General features: G+C 30.9%; 15 protein-coding genes. 4 read left to right on the top strand and 11 right to left on the bottom strand.

Annotated features, from left to right (window positions below):
• Window position 1: 1 nt before the first annotated feature.
• The 4 genes from BTO16_RS15230 to rnpA are packed head-to-tail and all read right to left on the bottom strand — an operon-like array spanning window position 2 to window position 4,793.
• Entirely contained in the window at window positions 2–1,039 is a 1,038-nt protein-coding gene (locus tag BTO16_RS15230) for a hypothetical protein (RefSeq protein ID WP_105022502.1), read from the bottom strand.
• Between the two features lie 33 nt (window positions 1,040–1,072).
• Window positions 1,073–2,752 carry a DUF6909 family protein gene (locus BTO16_RS15225; RefSeq protein ID WP_105022501.1) on the bottom strand — a complete coding sequence of 560 codons (1,680 nt, stop codon included), beginning with the start codon at window positions 2,750–2,752 and terminating at the stop codon, window positions 1,073–1,075.
• A 27-nt stretch (window positions 2,753–2,779) separates the two neighbouring features.
• The gene (locus tag BTO16_RS15220; RefSeq protein WP_105022500.1) at window positions 2,780–4,414 is read right to left on the bottom strand and encodes a S41 family peptidase; all 1,635 of its coding nucleotides are present in this window, start codon (window positions 4,412–4,414) and stop codon (window positions 2,780–2,782) included.
• Window positions 4,401–4,793 carry a ribonuclease P protein component gene (rnpA, locus tag BTO16_RS15215; protein WP_105022499.1) on the bottom strand — a complete coding sequence of 131 codons (393 nt, stop codon included), beginning with the start codon at window positions 4,791–4,793 and terminating at the stop codon, window positions 4,401–4,403. Before rnpA ends, BTO16_RS15220 begins: the two co-directional genes overlap by 14 nt.
• Before the next feature lie 204 nt (window positions 4,794–4,997).
• Between rnpA and BTO16_RS15210 the strand changes: the two genes are divergently transcribed.
• The 4 genes from BTO16_RS15210 to BTO16_RS15195 all read left to right on the top strand — a co-directional run bounded on the left by BTO16_RS15210 (window position 4,998) and on the right by BTO16_RS15195 (window position 10,848).
• Entirely contained in the window at window positions 4,998–6,176 is a 1,179-nt protein-coding gene (locus BTO16_RS15210; protein WP_105022498.1) for an acyl-CoA dehydrogenase family protein, read from the top strand.
• A 58-nt stretch (window positions 6,177–6,234) separates the two neighbouring features.
• The gene (locus BTO16_RS15205) at window positions 6,235–6,936 is read left to right on the top strand and encodes a GDSL-type esterase/lipase family protein (RefSeq protein WP_105022497.1); all 702 of its coding nucleotides are present in this window, start codon (window positions 6,235–6,237) and stop codon (window positions 6,934–6,936) included.
• 69 nt (window positions 6,937–7,005) lie between these two features.
• Window positions 7,006–7,908, top strand: coding sequence for a YihY/virulence factor BrkB family protein (locus BTO16_RS15200; RefSeq protein ID WP_105022496.1), 903 nt, complete (start codon window positions 7,006–7,008; stop codon window positions 7,906–7,908).
• Between the two features lie 234 nt (window positions 7,909–8,142).
• Window positions 8,143–10,848, top strand: coding sequence for an outer membrane beta-barrel protein (locus tag BTO16_RS15195; RefSeq protein ID WP_245892129.1), 2,706 nt, complete (start codon window positions 8,143–8,145; stop codon window positions 10,846–10,848).
• A gap of 70 nt (window positions 10,849–10,918) precedes the next feature.
• Here BTO16_RS15195 and BTO16_RS15190 read toward each other — a convergent pair whose 3' ends face one another.
• The 7 genes from BTO16_RS15190 to BTO16_RS15160 form a co-directional block, all read right to left on the bottom strand.
• On the bottom strand, window positions 10,919–11,104 hold the full coding sequence (locus BTO16_RS15190) for a YgaP family membrane protein (RefSeq protein WP_105022494.1): 186 nt from the start codon (window positions 11,102–11,104) through the stop codon (window positions 10,919–10,921).
• Window positions 11,105–11,123: 19 nt separating this feature from the next.
• Window positions 11,124–11,429 carry a hypothetical protein gene (locus BTO16_RS15185; protein ID WP_105022939.1) on the bottom strand — a complete coding sequence of 102 codons (306 nt, stop codon included), beginning with the start codon at window positions 11,427–11,429 and terminating at the stop codon, window positions 11,124–11,126.
• 102 nt (window positions 11,430–11,531) lie between these two features.
• Window positions 11,532–14,726: an efflux RND transporter permease subunit gene (locus BTO16_RS15180; RefSeq protein ID WP_105022493.1), complete on the bottom strand. Its 3,195-nt coding sequence runs from the start codon at window positions 14,724–14,726 to the stop codon at window positions 11,532–11,534.
• A gap of 172 nt (window positions 14,727–14,898) precedes the next feature.
• Window positions 14,899–15,978 carry an efflux RND transporter periplasmic adaptor subunit gene (locus BTO16_RS15175; RefSeq protein ID WP_105022938.1) on the bottom strand — a complete coding sequence of 360 codons (1,080 nt, stop codon included), beginning with the start codon at window positions 15,976–15,978 and terminating at the stop codon, window positions 14,899–14,901.
• A 57-nt stretch (window positions 15,979–16,035) separates the two neighbouring features.
• Window positions 16,036–17,340, bottom strand: a complete 1,305-nt coding sequence (locus BTO16_RS15170; RefSeq protein WP_105022492.1) for a TolC family protein — start codon at window positions 17,338–17,340, stop codon at window positions 16,036–16,038.
• A 174-nt stretch (window positions 17,341–17,514) separates the two neighbouring features.
• Window positions 17,515–18,639 (bottom strand): ABC transporter permease, encoded by a 1,125-nt coding sequence (locus BTO16_RS15165; RefSeq protein WP_105022491.1) that lies wholly within the window; start codon window positions 18,637–18,639, stop codon window positions 17,515–17,517.
• Window positions 18,640–18,727: 88 nt separating this feature from the next.
• Window positions 18,728–19,834, bottom strand: coding sequence for an ABC transporter permease (locus BTO16_RS15160; RefSeq protein WP_105022490.1), 1,107 nt, complete (start codon window positions 19,832–19,834; stop codon window positions 18,728–18,730).
• Window positions 19,835–19,904 lie beyond the last annotated feature (70 nt).

The raw sequence follows: 19,904 nt of genomic DNA, 5'->3' as shown, positions 1-19,904 counted from the left end.
TTTATTTTTTATAGTTTGCTAAAAATGAATTCAACTTAATTAAAAGCAGAAAAACAATCATGAACCCTGCACCAAGAAAACCTAGTAAAAACCCTTTATTTTTGGTTACTCCTTTTATTTCATAACCAATTGGCTGAAAGTTAGAAATGACATTTATAACTTCGTATTTCTGAGATTTTTCTTTAGCAATTTTCTTTAAATCAGCATTGATTTTTCTGTTGGTTTCAAACAACTCTAATTCTTTTGTAGTGTTTTTTTCGCCACCTACATCGATACTTGTACCTGTAGTTAATTTCTTTGCTTCTTCTAACATTACCTGCATATACACCTTTCGTAAAGAATCTATTTGCGTTAGATTTTCACGATACAAAGAATCTGTTCTATTTAGATTTTCGTTGTTTAGAACTTTTAATCTATTAAAGTATTTATTATTGACTACAGATGAAATAATAACATCATCTAATTTGTCAAAAACATTGTTTTTTTCTGCAATAACCGTTACTTTGTGAACCTTATAATCAAAATCTGTGAAAGCAGCTTTAAAATCTTTGTATTCATAACTTTTAATCGTTAACGTATCTACCACTAAAATTAAATCATCATAAGCACTTATAATATCACTATCTATTCTAATGGGTTCTATATAAAATTTCTTAAGTGATGCTGCATCCTCTTCAGCTAAATTAAACGTTTTTTGCAGTATTGCTACATCTTTTTGTTTTACTAAATCATTATAATAATTTATAGTATTGTACAATTGTCTTGCACTTTTAAAATTTGGTTCTAGAAGTAAATCAGAACCATATTTAGAAGGTGTTGTAGTTTCCAAAAAGACACCAGCAGCTACACCAATAACTGCTGCAACACCTATTTTTATACTATTTTCTTTTAAAAAAATTAAACTAGAGATAACTGCATGAAAAAGCCCTTTAAAAATATTTCCTATAAAATTAAAAAAATTAGAAAAACCTTTTCCAATAATTACAAATAAAGATCCTAAATCTACTTCTTCTTCGTTGCTCTTTTGATTTGTTGACATTATTTTAAGTTGGTTGTAAAAATCAATAATTAATTAAAAAATTTGCTCTAATATTCTTTGTGTAATCGCATACGTTGGTGTTACACCTGTCATTCCTAATCCTCCAGAAGCTAATGTTGCACCTGTTTCTAAAGGATTATCAGAGGCATAATATGCATATCGCACTTTTACATTTTCTGATATATTTCCTCTAATTCTAGACGCAGATTGTATTGCTTTTTGATAATGTGCTCCTTCCATTTCTAGACCTATTACATTCCAAGTAGAATCATGAAAAAACTTTAAAAGATCTTTATTTTGCAGTGATGTTCCTAAAACAGAAACCATCGAGCCATCAAAAGCTTTTACTCCAAAACCTTCTAAATCTTCTTTAGATAGCTCATTTTTAAACGGATAATTATCTGCTGTTCCTTCAAAAATATGTGCATCAGGAATCATAATATCTCCTTTACCACCTTCTAAAATACCTGCTTTACCCATAATTGAAACCGACTTCACATCCAAGAAAATCTTCTCATCATCAGCATTATAAGGCTTCAATAATTCATCCATCGTTTCATATGCTTGCTCTCCAAACGCATAATCCATTACTATAATTACGGCATGTTCTTTTATTGAGTGCTCTTTTTTAAACGACGAAACATCAAAGTTTATTTTATCAGTATCTATTATTTGTACATTAATATTTGTTCCAGATGTATCTTCGATATAAATTAAGCCGTTATCAGAGGCGTAATTTTTCACTCTTTTCTGTAATCGTTTGCTATCCACATTACTTAATAATTGGTATAATTCAAAACCTTTAAGGTTTTTTGCTTCTTCTGGCAAAGCTCCTTTTGCATAGATTGAATTTAACACACTGTGCATATTTGCACTAATTATATGTATCGGTCTTTTTATAAGATCGTGTTTTTTTAAGGTGCTTTTTATTTCATTTGCCCAAATTTCCCCATAAATATGGTGTCCAATTTCTTCAATTAAAACAGAGCTAAACGTTATAGTTCTTTTCTTATCTTCATAAACTTCTTTTATGGCTAATTTTCCTAACCAATAAATTAGATTAAAAAATTTATGTGGGTTTTTCTCTGAGCTAAAAGTTTTGTAAATTCTAGAAACTTCACTGTAAGTTCTACCTAAAATATTCCCTAAATGGACTATTAAAACTTCTTTCTCTTTATCCGATATTGGCTTTTTATTTAAAACAATATCTTCTAAATGTTTCCATTCTCTTATAAAATCTTCACCTTCATTCAAAGAAACTCTTGCCTGAATTTTATGCGATTCTATAAACAAAAAAGTTAAATGCGTAAGAATATCATAGATTTCAGAGCGTCCTCGAGTAATCTCTATATTCATTTGATCCTTATCTATTCGATAACAATTTCTTCTTCTTTTTGGCGGAATGATTGCTTCAAAATGCGAGTTTTTATACCCTTCATCCGCTGTTAAATTTATAAATTGGCATTCTTCAATTCCTTCTGGAAGCCTTTCTATTACATAGACTAATCCATTTAATTCTATTCTATCTTCTGCAATAGAACCATAAATTTCTGGTCTTAATTGTAAGAGTGATTTTCGCAAAGTTTCTCCTGAAACTCCCATTGGTTTATAAAAGCCTCTACTAAACAAATGACGCATAGAAATGTATAATTTTTCTATAGCATTGGTAGATTCCTGGGCTCTTGTTCTTTCTATATTTTTAGTTTCTAACATGTGTAATTTTGAGGTGTAAATATAAAATTATTTCCCTGATAAAACCTGTTTGTATTTATCTTGGTTTTTAAGCAATTTAACAGCTTCTTTTATGGTTGCATCATTTTTTAAATGGTGCTGATAAACACCTTCTTTGTAATAATATTTTTCTAGAATTTCTTCTTCTAAAAGCACTCGTAAAATATCTTCATTTTTAGATATTTGCGCTATTTTATCTTCAAATAATTTTTCTTTTATTTTCTGATATTCCTTAGAAATTCCGTTATTTTCTGCGGATAAAAAAGCAGTTTCAAACAAACGTTCTTGCTTGGTAACAAAAGTGGTGTCTAAAACTAAATAGTTTGTAAAATTCTTAAAATCAGTATTTGAAAACTGATAATTTTCTACTGTTGCTATTTTTGGGTTTTTATAAAAATAATCAATTGCAAAATTAAAAATAGCTTTCGAGTCTACTAAAACTTCCGTAGCTTCTGTTTTGTTTGATGTTTCTAGCACTACATCTGGCAAAACACCACCACCATCAAACACTTCTCTTCCGTTTTCAGTTTTAAAAACATTAATTCCTTTATCAGAAAACTTAGGCACTTTACCCGTTTTATCATCTCTATTTGTATAATCTAACTCTTGAATACATCTTCCGCTTGGCGTGTAATATTTAGAAATAGTCAATTTTAATTGCGTTCCGTATGTTAAGGTTCTATAGCGCTGCACTAAGCCTTTGCCAAAAGAACGTTGCCCCATAATTACGGCTCTGTCATAATCTTGCAAAGAACCACTTACAATTTCGGATGCAGATGCAGAGCGACCATTTACCAAAACTACTACCGGAATTTCTAAATCTAAAGGATCATTTGTTGTTTTATAAGTATTGCTCCATTTTTTAATCTTCGCTTTTGTGGTAACAATTACTTTTCCTTTCGGGATAAAAAAGTTTGATATATTAATGGCTTCTTGAAGCGAACCTCCTGGGTTTGATCGTAAATCAAAAACCAATTTGGTCATCCCTTTTTTCTTTAATTCTCTATATGCTTTTTTTACTTCGGATGACGCTTTTTCATTAAACTGTGTTAATGAAATATACCCTGTTTCTGGGTCAATCATTTCATAAAAAGGCACCGGATTAATTTCTACCTGTTCTCGTATTACTTCCTTTTTAATAATTTTTCCTTGACGCTCAATTTCTATAGCTATTTTTGTATCTGGAGTTCCTTTTAAAAACATAGAAAGCTGCTCTCTTTCCATATTTTTTAATGCTTGCCCATCGGCAGAAACAATTACATCACCTGCTTTTAAACCTGCTTTATCTGCAGCATATCCTTTGTAAACTTCGTTAATTTGAATTCCGTTTTTAGTATAATAAACACCAATACCTATACCTGCATATTCTCCTTCTCGTCTAATTTTTGCATCTTCTACATCTTGCTCGTTGTAAAAATTAGTATACGGGTCTAACTCTTTTAAAGTATTTTTAATGGCTTTGTTTGTAAATTCAGCAGGGTTTATTTCATCTACATAATACATATTTAATTCCTTAAAAAGTGTATTATAAATTTCTATCTGCTTGGCAACTTCAAAAAATTTAGACTGAAATGAAAATGATAAAAAAATAGCGCCAGCTACTAAACCTGCAAGTATTCCCTTTTTTGTATTAAATTTTTTCATTTGATTTATTTTTTACTTCTTCAATAAATAAGGTTAATAATTTATTCATTTTAGAAAAAAGTTCTTCATAAGGCATTTCTTCTCTGCCAATATAAGAGATCATAAAAACATAAGGATTCTCTAGATTATCGTACACAATTGCTTTTTGCAATCGATACGTTTCGCGCATTAATCTCTTTAACCGATTTCTGTCAGGCGCTTTTTTAAAGTTCCTTTTAGCTACAGAAACTCCCGCTTGTGCAGGAAAATTAGACGTATGTGCTGTTTGCAAATACATCATTCGTAACGGAAACGCTTTTACAGAATTGCCTTCTTCGTACAAACGTCCAATCAACTTTCTGCTTTTTAAGCGCTCTTGCTTTCCTAAGGTAAACTTCATCAATACAAACTTAAATCAAATCAATAACTTTTTAGCCGTTTATGAGTAGGAACTTTAAAAAATTGCGTATTTTTAATAAAATTTATTTCTTTTTTTTAACAAAAAAATGTTATCAAACGATACAATAATTAATAAATTTGTTGAAAATTACACATTATTAAAAGTTGTAACTTTTAAAGCCATCATTTTAAACAGACTAACTATATGAAACCTGATTTATTTCAAGCCCCAGATTATTATAATTTAGACGATTTATTAACCGAAGAACACAAATTAATTCGTGAAGCTGCCCGAGATTGGGTAAAACGCGATGTTTCTCCAATAATTGAAGAATATGCTCAAAAAGCAGAATTTCCAAAACAAATTATTGGTGGTTTAGCAGAAATTGGTGCATTCGGACCTTATATTCCAGAAGAATATGGTGGCGCTGGTTTAGACCAAATTTCTTATGGCTTGATTATGCAAGAAATTGAGCGTGGAGATTCTGGAGTTCGTTCTACAGCTTCTGTGCAATCGTCTTTAGTAATGTACCCTATTTATACCTACGGAAATGAAGCACAACGTAAAAAATATTTACCAAAATTAGCTTCTGGCGAATGGATGGGTTGCTTTGGATTAACAGAACCAAATCACGGGTCAAATCCTTCAGGAATGGAAACGAAGTTTAAAGATATGGGAGATCATTATCTTTTAAACGGAGCAAAAATGTGGATTTCGAACGCACCTTTTGCACAAGTTGCGGTTGTTTGGGCTAAAAATGAAGAAGGAAGAATTCATGGGTTAATTGTAGAACGCGGAATGGAAGGTTTTTCTACACCAGAAACTCATAATAAATGGTCTTTACGTGCTTCATCAACAGGTGAACTTATTTTTGATAACGTAAAAGTGCCAAAAGAAAATTTATTGCCAAACAAATCTGGGTTAGGTGCGCCATTAGGATGTTTAGATTCAGCTCGTTATGGAATAGCTTGGGGCGCAATTGGTGCTGCAATGGATTGTTATGATACGGCTTTACGTTACTCTAAAGAACGTGAGCAGTTTGGAAAACCAATTGGTCAATTTCAATTACAACAGAAAAAATTAGCAGAAATGATTACCGAAATCACAAAAGCGCAATTGTTAGCCTGGAGATTAGGTGTTCTTAAAAATAATGGAAAAGCTACGTCTGCACAAATTTCTATGGCAAAACGTAATAATGTAGATATGGCAATACATATTGCTAGAGAAGCAAGACAAATGTTAGGCGGAATGGGAATTACCGGCGAGTATTCTATTATGCGCCACATGATGAATTTAGAAAGTGTAATTACCTACGAAGGTACACACGATATTCATTTGCTAATTACTGGTTTTGACGTAACAGGCTTAAACGCTTTTAAATAAAAATGTGAAAAATAGCTTCTATTTCATACTCCTCTTTTTAATTTTTTCATGCGGAAACATGTCAGAATTTGAAGAGGAGTTTGACAGTGAAGTTATCATTACTTTTAAAGACAGCATCATTGATACATCTAATCTAGATAGTATTAATCGCAACAATTTTAAAATATTAGCCCTTGGCGATAGCTACACAATAGGCCAAAGTGTTTGTGAAAAATGTAGATTTCCTGCACAATTAGTAGACTCACTTTTAAAAAAAACAACGAACAAAAGTACGTTTGATTTAAAAATAGTTGCTAAAACAGGTTGGACTACTTCAAACCTGATAAAAGCCATAGATTCAGAAAACCTTACTTCGGATTATAATTTTGTTACGCTCTTAATTGGTGTAAATAATCAATATCAAAATAGGCCTTTTAGCTTTTATGAACAAGAGTTTCCTTTATTAGTAAATAGTGCTATCTCATTTGTAAATGGCAATTCAAAAAAACTAGTTGTTCTATCAATTCCAGATTATGCTTTTACTCCTTTTGGTAACGGAAACACTTCTATTTCTGATGGCGTAAAAAAATACAATGATTTTGCTAAATCTTATTGTAATCAAAAAAACATCACCTTTTTAAACATTACAGATATTACCCAACAAGGTTTAATAAATTCGCTTTTAGTTGCAAATGATGGTTTACACCCATCTAAAGAAGCATATTCTAAATTTGTAGAAAGACTTTTACCTCTTGCTATCGAAAAAATAATGTTAAAATAAAAAAAGGCTTCTTTAAATTAATCAGAAAATATTTTATTGATTTAATTACATTCTTTATTTTCGCTTGTTATGACAAAAGAGGAACAAAACCAAACAAAACTAAAATTCAAATTAAAACATTTACCAAACTTATTAATAGTTAGTGCAAAATCTTGGTTTAATGACAACCCCTTTAATAAAGCAGCAATTATTGCCTATTATGCAATTTTGTCTTTGCCCGCTTTAATAATCATTATTTTTAATATTGTAGGTTCTATTTGGGGACGAGAAATTGTTGAAGGCCAAATTTTAAACCAAATTTCTAGCGCTATTGGTACAGAAACAGCAGAAACTATAAGAGGAATGATGCTTAATGAAGGTAATGAAAAAACCTCACTATTTTCTACAATTATAGGAATTGCAACTTTACTTTATGGATCTACAGGAGTTTTCTTTCAATTACAAAATGTTTTAGACAATATCTGGGAAGCAAAACCAAGATTTAAAAATGGTGTTTTAGAAACCGTTTTTGGAAGATTAAAAAGCTTTGGTTTTATTCTAGTTATTGTTTTTTTGTTATTAATAAGTCTTGTTCTTACTTCGTTACTAAGCACTTTTGCAGAAAATTTAAAACATATTATTTCTGATGAACTAGTCAGTTTTATATTTACGTTTGATGTTGTAATTTCTATAGCAATTATCTATTTTGTTTTTGCTGCCATGTTTAGAATATTACCAAATAAAGAGGTTCCTTGGAAAGCTGTTAGAGTTGGTGCTTTGCTAACTTCTATTCTTTTTGTAATTGGTAAATACTTATTGGCAATTTACTTTAACGAATTAGAACCAGGTTCTACTTACGGCGCTGCAGGTTCTATGATTTTAATAATGTTATGGGTTTCTTATACCAGTTTAATTCTTTTTTATGGCGCTCATTTTACAAAAGCTTATTCCCAAAAATATCTTTTACATCAACCTGAAAAAATTATTAAATAAAAAATTTTCTTTACAATTGTCTTTAAAAGATATCTTGCCAAATAAAAATAACTAAATTTTACAAAAAAAAATGCCTTCTAAAAGGCAAAGTAGGTTCGTTAAATATCTCACAAAGTTCTGTTAAAAGGTAGGTAATGTTTCTTTATTAGTTAAATCTTTGCAAAAATGGTTTAACGTTCTGTTAAATTCAACATACTAATAATGAAGAAAATTTTATTTTTAACATGCTTATTTATGAGCACAGTTGCTTTTTCACAAATAAAAAAAGTTACCATAAAAGGGATTATTAAATCCGAAGAAGATAAAGAACTTCTTGAATCTGCAACTGTTCATATAGAAAGACTTAAAGATAGTAGTATTGTTTCTTATACAATTTCTGATCAAAAAGGTGCTTTTAACCTCATTGGAGAAACATCCGATTCTAAAATGAAATTGGTAGTTTCTTTTATCGGTTTTACACCCTACACAAAAATAATTGATGTTAAAAATCAAGATATTGGGACTTTATTTTTAAAAAATGCAAATGCTTTAGACGGAATCGTTATAAAATCTAGTGCACCAATAACCATTAAAAAAGATACTTTAGAGTTTAATGTAAAATCATTTAAAACAAAAGCAGATGCTAATGTTGAAGATTTACTTAAAAAACTACCTGGTGTAGAAGTAGATTTAGAGGGTAACATAACCGTAAATGGTAAATCTGTGAATAAAATTCTCGTAAACGGAAAACCTTTTTTTGGAAATGACCCAACAATTACCACTAGAAATTTGACGAAAGAAATTATTGAGAAAATTCAAATTACAGATACAAAAACAAATGCTCAAGCTTTTTCAGGAGAAGATTCTGACGGTGAAAATAAAACCATAAATCTTACTATAAAAAAAGAAAACAACAAAGGTTACTTTGGTAAAACAGCAGCAGGTATTGGCACAAATGATAGGTATGAGTATGCAGGAATGATTACTCGCTTTAAAGAAAGTGAACGAATTGGTATTTTAGCAGGGGGTAATAATATTAATTCACCCGGATTTAGTTTTGGTAATCAACGCCTACAATTTGGCGGAAATAGTAGAAGTTTTGGTGGCGGTCAAGGTATTGTAACTTCAGATAATTACGGAGCAAATTATATAAATTCCTTCGGGAAAATATTTGAAGTTTCTGGAGATTATTTTTACAAACAGAGTTCTTCGGATAATAAATCTACTTCTAATAGAGAAACTTTTTTATCAGACGGAACAAGCTTTTTTAGAAGTTCTGAAAACAGTTCTTTAAACGATAGTTATAGTCATGATGCAAGTGTAGATTTTGAAATCGAAATTGATAGTACCTTTAGAATTGATATTGAAACTGATTTTAATAAAAACTTAAACACAAACAGGTTTAATAGCCAATCTGAAACCTTAAACAATAGTAAAACCTTAACAAATAATTCTAAAATTGCATCCATAGCAGATTCAGACAGAGAAAGATTTGACAATGAGGTTAACATAACTAAAAAATTTGGTAGTAAAGGATCTTTTGTAAGAGTTGAATTAACAGCAAATTTAACAAAGGCTTTAACCGATGATTTTGTAAAATCGGAAACTACTATTTTTGGATCTAATCCAGATCAAATCATTAGAGATCAATATTCAGACGGAAGCTCTAATATTACAGAACTTGCAAGTCAAGTAACGTATCGCTTTCCAATTATCTCTAATAAATTATTTTTAGATGCAGATTATACCGTCGGAAACACAAAAACAACAAATAAAAGAAGTACGTTCGATTTTGACCAAACCACAAACGATTATACCAGTTTTAGCAATCTTTTAAGTACCGATTTTAAATACTCAGACAAAGTAAGCAGACCGGGCGTAGAAATAGAATTTAAAAATGATAGATGGTCTGCGTCAACAGAACTTGCCTTTAATAATAGAACGCTCGAAAATAGAGATTATTTAAGACCCGAAACAAACTTAGTAAGAGAATTTAATAATTTAGAATATGGTTTTAGTGTTCGATTTCGAAAAGAAAGAACAACTGGTTATAGGCTGAGTTATGATTTTAGAAATGCAACCCCAAGTTTAAATCAATTACAACCTTTTAGAGATGAATCAAATCCTCTAAATATTATTACCGGTAATCCTGCATTATCACCGTCTAAAATACAAAGTATTCGATTTGGTGTATCTAACTTTAATTGGCAAAACAGAACAGGTTTCTGGTCTTATGGAAATATTTCTTTTACAGATGATCGAGTTGTTGCAAACACAATTATCAATCCAAATACATTAATTAGAGAAACTAGTTATGCAAACGTAGATGGATTTGTGAGTATAAGAGGTGGCGGAAGTTATAGTTCTACAAAAAAATGGGAAGATTTTGGAAGCTTAAAAACAGAATTTAGAGTTTTTGGTGACTACAATAAAAATATTAACTTTAATAATGGCATACAATATTCTAGTAAAATAACATCAATTTCTCCAAATATTGGTTTCGATTTTTCTTGGGATAAAATACTAACAATAAGACCTTCTTACACGGTCTCTTTCAGTAAAAACACTTATGATATTGAGAGTTTTAGCAATAGAAATTTTACAAATCATGATGTAACAGTAGCAACGTCAACCAATTTTTTAAAGAAAATTGAATGGTTGAACGATGTAAATTATAATTACAACCCAAATATTGCCGCTGGTTTTCAAAGAAGTGCGTGGTTTTGGAACACTACGTTACGTTATTCTATTCTAAAGGATAATGGTGCAATAAGTTTAAGAATTTATGATATTTTAGATCAAAACACAAATGCTAGAAGAATCGCTACAGAAGATTATATTCAAGATTCTTCGAGTACGGTTTTAAATCAATATGCCATGTTAAGTTTTACGTGGAAATTTAATAGCTTAGGAAATGCTGGTTCAAAATTTGAGCCTAAAAGTAGAAGCTGGCACAATTAAAAAAATATTTACATATAAAAAAAGGTTGATAAATTAATTTTATCAACCTTTTTCATTTTATCAGGGGACGCTATTTTTTTACTCCTAATTTTAATAAAATTACCTCTAATAAGCACCATTTTGTAAATGCAGACTGAATTAAATTTACACCAATAAATACGGTAAACCACATCCAGTTTTCGTTTACATACAACGTAAGCACTAAACTTAACAAAACCATTACTCCTACGATCACTCTAAAATATTTGTTTAACATTTTTTATTGATTTTTTAATTTATATAAATTTTTCTACCGGAACAACAATCGCTTTTATAGGATTATTCGTTTCCAAATTACTATTAAATTCTTTTATAATACTAAACAGTTTATCAATATGATCCTCATTTGTAAAGGAAAAAAACATACTAGATTCTGTACCATTTTTCTGTCCTGAAAACCAATTAGAAGCCATTAATAATGGAGCTATATTTTTATATCCATCAATATCTAAACTGCTAAAATTTTCAATATTTGCTTTTTTAAAAATGTTTAAAACATCTTTTTGAAACTCTTCTACTGCTGTAACTATTACTAATTTCATGTTTTTTGTTTTTTTCACTCCCGAGGATTGCGCTGATGATCACAAATTTTTTACATTCTCTTTCTGCGGATATCCCTGAAATCGGCGGAAATACTATCAATCTTATTTATAATTTTTCTTTTCAATCATATAATATACTAATGGCACAACCAATAAAGTTAATACTGTAGAAACAATCGTTCCTCCCATTAACGAGATTGCCAATCCTTGAAAAATTGGATCAAATAAAATCACAAATGCGCCAATAACAACCGTTCCTGCTGTCAATAAAATCGGAGTTGTTCTTACTGCTCCAGCTTCAATTACAGCTTGTTTTAAAGGGACTCCTTCTGCTAGTCTTAAGTTGATGAAATCTATCAACAGAACAGAGTTTCGCACCATAATTCCGGCTAAAGCAATCATACCAATAAATGAAGTTGCTGTAAAAAATGCGCCCATAATCCAATGGCCTAAAATAATTCCTATCAACGATAAAGGTATCGCAACCATCATTACAATTGGTGCTTTAAAGTTTTGAAACCATCCAACAATTAAAATATAAATCAAAATAATTGCGCCTAAAAATGCGATTCCTAAATCTCTAAAAACTTCTAAAGTAATTTGCCATTCTCCATCCCACTTCACAGTATAATCATCTTCAAAATCTGGCTGACCTAGATACATTTCGTTTAATTTATAGCCTTCAGGAAGTTTAATTTCTTTTAATTTTTCTTCCATTCCTAAAATTGCATACGCCGGACTCTCTAATTCGCCCGCCATATCTGCCATTACATACACAACCCGTTTTTGGTTTTTACGATAAATACTTTTGGCAGCAATGGTTTCTTTAATTTCAACCAAATCTGCAATAGGAATCATAGTTCCTTGTTTCGATTTTACTTTTAGTTGCGAAATATCAGAAATGGTAGACTTCTCTTTTTCATCCAAAGTTAAAACCAAACCAATTTGTTCAACAGCATTTTCATCATACAAATTTGTAATTGGGCTGTTTGATAATGCCATATTCATGGTATACGCAATTTGCTGAGGCGCAACACCATACAACATTGCTTTTTCTTTATTTATTTCAAACTGATATTCTGTTTGAGCTGCTTCAACCATCCAATCGATATCTACAACATCATTTGTATTGTGTAAAATATTTTTAACGCCATTTGCAATTTTAATTTGCTCTTTATAATCTGGCCCGTAAACTTCTGCAACAATTGTTGATAAAACTGGCGGTCCTGGCGGCACTTCTACCAACTTTACATTGGCATTATATTTCGCTGCTATCCTCTGAATTTCTGGTCTTAACAATCTTGCAATATCATGACTCTGAATAGTTCGTTTTCCTTTATCAATCAAATTTACTTGAATATCTGCCATATTACTTCCGCCACGTAAATCGTAATGACGTACCAAACCGTTAAAAGTAATTGGTGCAGAAGTACCAATATAATTTTGATAATTTACCACTTCTGGTCTTGTAGCTAAATACTGCGCAATTTCTTGGGTAACAACTCCGGTTCTTTCTAAAGTAGTTCCTTCTGGCATATCAATTACAATCTGAAACTCGTTTTTATTATCAAAAGGCAACATTTTTACGGCAACCGATTTCGTAAAAAACAAAACCATTGTAGCCATCAACACCATAAATGTTCCTCCTAAAAACAACCATCTTTTTGTTCTATTTTCGATTAATGGACGCTCAAATTTATCATAGATTCTGTAGATAAAAGTTTCTTCTAAAGGTTTTTCAACTTTCTCAACGGCTCCTTTTTTATCTTTTTCTCTTAAGAAAATATATCCTAAATAGGGAGTAATTGTTAAAGCCACAAACAATGATAAAATCATAGCGATCGATGCTCCAATTGGCATTGGCGCCATATAAGGCCCCATTAATCCAGATACAAAAGCCATTGGTAAAACAGAAGCAATTACTGTAAATGTTGCTAAGATTGTTGGATTCCCAACTTCATTTATCGCATATAAAGCAGCTTGTTTAAATGGTAAACGCTTCATTTTAAAATGCCTGTGCATATTTTCTGCAATAATAATGGAGTCATCAACTACAATTCCCGTAACAAAAACCAACGCAAAAAGTGTAATTCTGTTTAGCGTATAATCTAGCATATAATAACTTAACAAAGTCAAAGCAAACGTAATTGGCACAGATAAAAACACGACCAATCCACCACGCCAACCCATTGCCAACATTACAACCAAGGTAACTGCAAAGATAGACCCAATAAGGTGCCACAATAATTCTGATACTTTATGAGAAGCTGTTTCTCCGTAATTTCTGGTGATTTCTACATGAACATCATCCGGAATTAAAGTTGTTCTTAAATGTGCTACTTTGTCTAAAATTACTTCTGCAATTTTCATTGCGTCTGCGCCTTTTCTCTTCGCTACAGAAATAGTAACTGCCGCATATTCCGATTTATATTCAGCTGCTTTTTCACTTCCTTCTCCAAATCCCAAGGAAACATAATTTTGAGGAATTTCTGGTCCGTCAATAATTTTTGCAATTTGTTTTAAATAAATTGGACGGTTTTGCTGCACTCCCACAACCAAATTTTCTACATCAGCAGCAGACGCTAAAAATTTACCTGTTTGCACCAAAAATTCTGTGTCATTTTTAGTAAAACTACCCGAACTTAATTGGGTATTATTGGCCTTAATCATTTCTGAAACAGACAAAAAGTCCAAACCACTTTCAGCCAATTTATCTTTGTCTAAAACCACTCTTAATTGACGGCTTCTTCCACCAATTTTGTGTGTAATCGAAACATCATTTACTTTCTTAATTTCGTTTTCTAATTCTTGCGAAATTTGACTCAATTGATAATCGTCATATTGCTCGCTCCACAACGTTAAACCCAACATTGGCACATCATCAATAGCACGTGTTTTTACCAACGGAAACGTTACTCCTTGTGGCATTTCATCCATGTGTTTATTAATTTCGTTGTACAATTTTACAAACGAGCGCTCAATATCTTCGCCCACATAAAACTGCACAATTACCATCGCTTTTTCGTTCATTGAAGTAGAATATACATACTCAACTCCTTTAATGTTCGAAATTAATTTCTCTAAAGGTTTTACCACTCTAGACTCCACTTCTGTAGGGCTTGCTCCTGGATACCCTACAAAAATATCTGCCATGGGCACATCAATTTGTGGCTCTTCTTCTCTAGGAATTAAAAACGAAGCGTACACACCAACAACCATAAATACGACCATTAATAATACGGTCAATTTTGAGCCGATAAAGACTTTTGCAATTTTCCCTGCTAAACCTTCTTTCATATTTTTATATTTTTTGGGCGTTTTAACAGGCTATCCGTTTCAATCTTTTTTTGCCATAAATGGCAGCAAAAAAAGGATTTCCACTTCTATCCTTAACGCGATAATTCTTGACTATTATTTTATTTTACTGATAACTAAAACTGCCAACTGATAATTGAAAACTGATTATTGACTACTGAACACGAACCTTTACTCCGTTAAATAACTTTCCATCCGCAGAAATTATATACGATTCATCGGCATTTAAACCCGATAAAACCTCTACTTGATTGCCATAAGTTCTTCCTAAACGCAACCAACGTAAGAGTGCCGTATTACTTTCACTTACTGTGTAAACGCCAGATAATTGACCATTTGTAATAATTGCTTCCATCGGAATTAATATACTTTCTGAGCTATTTTTTTTATCAACCGGGAACTGAACGGTTGTAAACATCCCAGATAAAATAGAAGCATCCGTTTTTTCTAAATTGATTTTCACTAAGTATTGACCACCTGTGTTTTTAGCAGATGTGCTAACTTCTTCAACTTTTCCTTGTAAAGATTTGTTTATAGATTTTACCAAAACGGTAACTTCTGTTCCTGTGTTAATTTGAGAAATTTCTGTTTCTGGCACCATTGCAATCACCTCAAAATCTCCAGGAGTTTCGACACTTATTAAAGACATTCCAGGGTTTGCCATATCGCCAACTTCAATATTTTTACTCGTAATTACGCCACTAAAAGGAGCCGTAATATTCGCGTATTTAAACTGAGCATTAATTTCGTTTTTCATCTGATTTGCAGACTCCAATCCTGCTTTTGCTATTTGATAATTCGCAGTCATATCATCCATTTCTTTTTGAGTAATACTATTACTTTCAAATAAATTTTTAAAACGATTGTAATTTTTTTCAGCATTATTAAAAGCAGTTTTAGCCTGTGTAATTCCTGCGTTTATTTGACCTTTTTTAGCTTGTAAATCAGTATTGTTTATAGAAATTAACAACTGACCTTTTGTTACTTTATCACCCACATTTACGTTTGCTTTGGTAACAAAACCCGTCATTCTTGTGCTTAAATCTGCACTGTTTACTGCTTTAATTTTTCCGCTTACAGATAAAAACTGACCTTTATTATTCAAGGCCACTTTGCTAAGATTTACTTGAATTACTGGTGAATTGTCTGTAATTACTTTTTTCTTATCCGAAGAACAACTTGTTATAAAGAGTGCTGCTGAAATTATTGAAATTAGGTAGATATATTTTTTCATTTGTTTTGTTTTTATTTTTATTGACTGCATACTGCCACTGTTCACTGCCAACTATTTCTAGTTTTTGGTTAAAAATTCTAAATAGGTTTGTGTATAATTATATTCGAAAATAGTTTGATAATATTCCAATTGTTTTTGTGCAAACTGTGTTTCTGCGACCAATAAATCGGATGTTTTTTCTAAACCTTCTTTAAATCTATTTTTTCTGATTCTTAAAGATTCTTTAGACTGTTTAACCGCTAAACCTGTTAATTCTAATCTATTTCTAGCATCGATTAATTGACGCTTTACTTTGTTTAATTCTAAGTTACTTTTAGAAACATATTGATTGTATTCCAATTTAGATTGCTCAAACTCCGCTTTACTTTTTTGAGCTTTACCAAAACGTTTAGAGCCTTGAAAAATATCCCAACTTAACTGAGCACCAATTAAATAACCATTTGCATCGCCTTGAAATACTTTGTTATCATATATTTCATAGCTTCCAAAAGCGTTTAAACGTGGTAAAAAAGTCATTTTATCAGCTTTATTCATTTCTTCATACGCATTTGATGCCAATTGCATTGCCTTAATATCTGCTCTATTTTCAGAAATAATTTTTTCATCCATATTAAAAGGGGCAATCGTTAAATCTTCTAACGGTTCATAAACCACAAACTCTTTATCATTCATTAAAAAGGACAAATAATTGGATGCATTTTGCAAGTTACTTTTCGAAGTTTGTAATTGGTTTTTAACTTCGGTAATTCGTACATCCACATTTAAAATATCTGCTTGTTGCAAATAGCCTTGTTCAAAGTTATTGGTTGCTATTTTTTTATTTGCTTCCGCAGCTTCTAAAGCGAACTCTAAAACCTCTACCGCTTTATATGCTAGCTGTAATTGCATAAATGATTTTTCAACTTCAAACGTTAAATAATCTGCAGTTCTATTAGCTTGCAAAGACATTGCTTCCATTTTAGTTTTTGCTGCTTTTCGCTGATAAAAGCCATCTAAATTGATTAAAGGTTGCTGAATTTCGATCTTGGTTGCAAAGTTTCGTGTCGTTGTTGGATCGTTTAATAAAGCAGGATTAAAATCATTCTGAGTTAAAATTTCTTGATTTAATTTAGACCCAAAAGCCATTAACGGATTTGTAGTAGAAATACCTGTATAACTTGCAGAAATATTTGGTAAAAACACCGCATTTGTTTGATTATAATCTGCCTTTGCTTTGTTAAATTCTTGTTCAGAAATTTTAATAGCAATATTATTTTCTGATACTTTTAATAACAGCGCTGCCTTTGTAATTGGCACTGTTTCTTGCGCTTGTAAAAACAAGGTTCCTAAAAAGAAGTAAAGTATGGATATTGTGTTTTTCATGTATTTATTCTATTAACTAGCACAAAAGTACGTGTAGAATAAATGGTGGTCTGTAACTTATGTTACATGTAAAAAAAAAAATGAGCGCAAAAAAACCATTTTCTTATATGTTTAAGAGATACAGGCTTAAAATTACTGTTTTTGAAAAACGGTTAATTCGATAAATAAAAGGTTTTAGTTCGTTTTTTTATAACTCCAAATAGCCAAACCATTCATAACAATAGCATAAAATAGTGTTTTTAATAGTAATGGAAGAATATCCATAAAGCCAGAACCTTTTAGCATTACCATTCGCATTACTTGTACAAAGTATTTTATAGGATTGAATTCCGTAATTATCTGCGCCCATTTTGGCATACTTTCAATTGGTGTAAACAAACCACTCATCAAAATAAAAATAACGGTAAAAAACCAAGCAATAAACATTGCTTGTTGTTGTGTGTCTGTAAAGTTTGAAATAAATAATCCTATTCCTAAAATTACTAAAATATAAATAGATGTGTATAGATACATGAGTGGCAAACTACCTATAATAGGTATGTTAAAAATAAGTTTTGCAATAGTTAACCCAACAGTTAGCAAGCCCAATCCAATTACCCAAAACGGAAAAAGTTTACCAATTATAAACTGACTTTTTTTAATTGGTGTTACATTAATTTGCTCTAACGTGCCAATTTCTTTTTCACGAACAATGTTCATTCCTGAAAGAAAAAGTGTAATCATCGTTACTAATAAAACCAATATTCCCGGAACCATAAAGGTTTTGTAGTTCAATGTTTCATTATACCAAAAGGAAGGAATCGTTACAATATTTATAGGTTGAATTTTAGGAGAACCCGAAGATTGTATTAAATCTACCAATAGATTCTTGTTAAAATTTTGAATAATTTGTGTTACATATACATTTTCTACACCAGCTGCCGCCCCATCAATCGCATTTATAGTAACGCCTAAATTGTTGTGTTTTTCTTTTTGTAAATCGCGTTCAAAATAAGCTGGAATTTCTAAAACAACATCAACTTCTCCATTTAACATCGCTTGACTTGCTAATTTCTCTGAAGGAAAATCTGTGTGAACATTAAAATAGGTTGACGCACTAAATTTTTCTATTAATTCTCTAGATGTTGATGAGTGATCATGATCTACATACCCGAACTTTATGTTTTTTACATCGAAGGTTGCGGCGTTAGATAAAATTATCAACTGAATTAAAGGCAAAACAAAAATAATTGGTAGCATGCCTTTATTTCTAAAAATTTGCTTGAACTCTTTTTGTATGATGTATAAAATTGTTTTCATATTTATTTTTAGATTAAAGAGAGTAGAACAGAAAAAAAAGAGCGTTTAACAATCTCTTTTTCTTACCTCTATTTTCTATTGTCCGTTTTTATTCCAATCTAATTTTATATTTCTTAACGCTTAACCCAATAAAAAACACTGCCATTCCTAATAAAATCAACGTTTCTTTCCATACATATTGCAATCCTACACCTTTTAACATAATCCCTTTTATAATGATGATAAACCATTTTGCAGGAATAATATTACTGATTATTTGCAATGGTAAAGGCATACTTGTAATAGGAAAAATAAATCCTGATAATAATATAACTGGCAGCATTAATCCCATTAAAGAAATCATCATTGCGGTTTGCTGCGTTGCAGAAATGGTTGATATTAAAATACCTAAAGCCAAAGCAGTAATTATAAATAAGACACTTTCCATACCTAATAAAAACAGACTTCCTTGCACTGGCATTTTAAATATAAAAATGCTCAAAACAATAATAACAATCGCATTAATTATGGATAGAAAAATATAAGGAAACACTTTACCAACAATAACTTGAATTGGTTTTAATGGCGATACTAATAAAATTTCCATCGTTCCTAATTCTTTTTCTCTCGTAATTGAGATAGAGGTCATCATTGCAGAAACTAACATCAAAATGATCGTCATAACTCCCGGAACAAACATATACACGCTTTTTAATTCCGGATTGTACACCATATGTGTTTGTGGCACAATCTGATATACTTGTACACTACTTTTATTTTGTTCTTTTAAATAATTTTGAAGAATAGCATTTACATAATTACTAATCGTATTCGCTGTATTTGGATCTGTAGCATCTGTAATAACTTGAATATTTGCATAATTTTCTTTGATGAGGTTTTCACTAAAACCTTTTTCAAAGTTTAAAACTGCTTTTACTTTTCCTTTTTTAAATACAGCTTCAATATCAGACTCTTTTTCTATAAATTGATGAATGCTAAAATATTTTGAAGAAGCCATCTTGTTGATGATTTCTTTTGTTGTTGCATCTTTTGAATGATCCAAAATAGCAATGTCTACATTGTTTATTTCGTTGGTAATGGCAAAACCAAACAACAAAATTTGGGCAATTGGCATCCCAAAGAGAATAAACAATGAGCGTCTATCTCTAAAGATATGGTAGAATTCCTTTTTTATAAAGCCTATAAATCTTTTCATTTACCTTAAATTATTACACTGAGCCTCGCAGAAAACACACTGAGTTTCAAGGAGTTTTTGAATACTGAAA

The sequence above is a fragment of the Polaribacter glomeratus genome (assembly GCF_002954665.1).
Lineage (GTDB): Bacteria > Bacteroidota > Bacteroidia > Flavobacteriales > Flavobacteriaceae > Polaribacter > Polaribacter glomeratus.
This window is presented reverse-complemented; position numbering and strand designations above follow the sequence as displayed.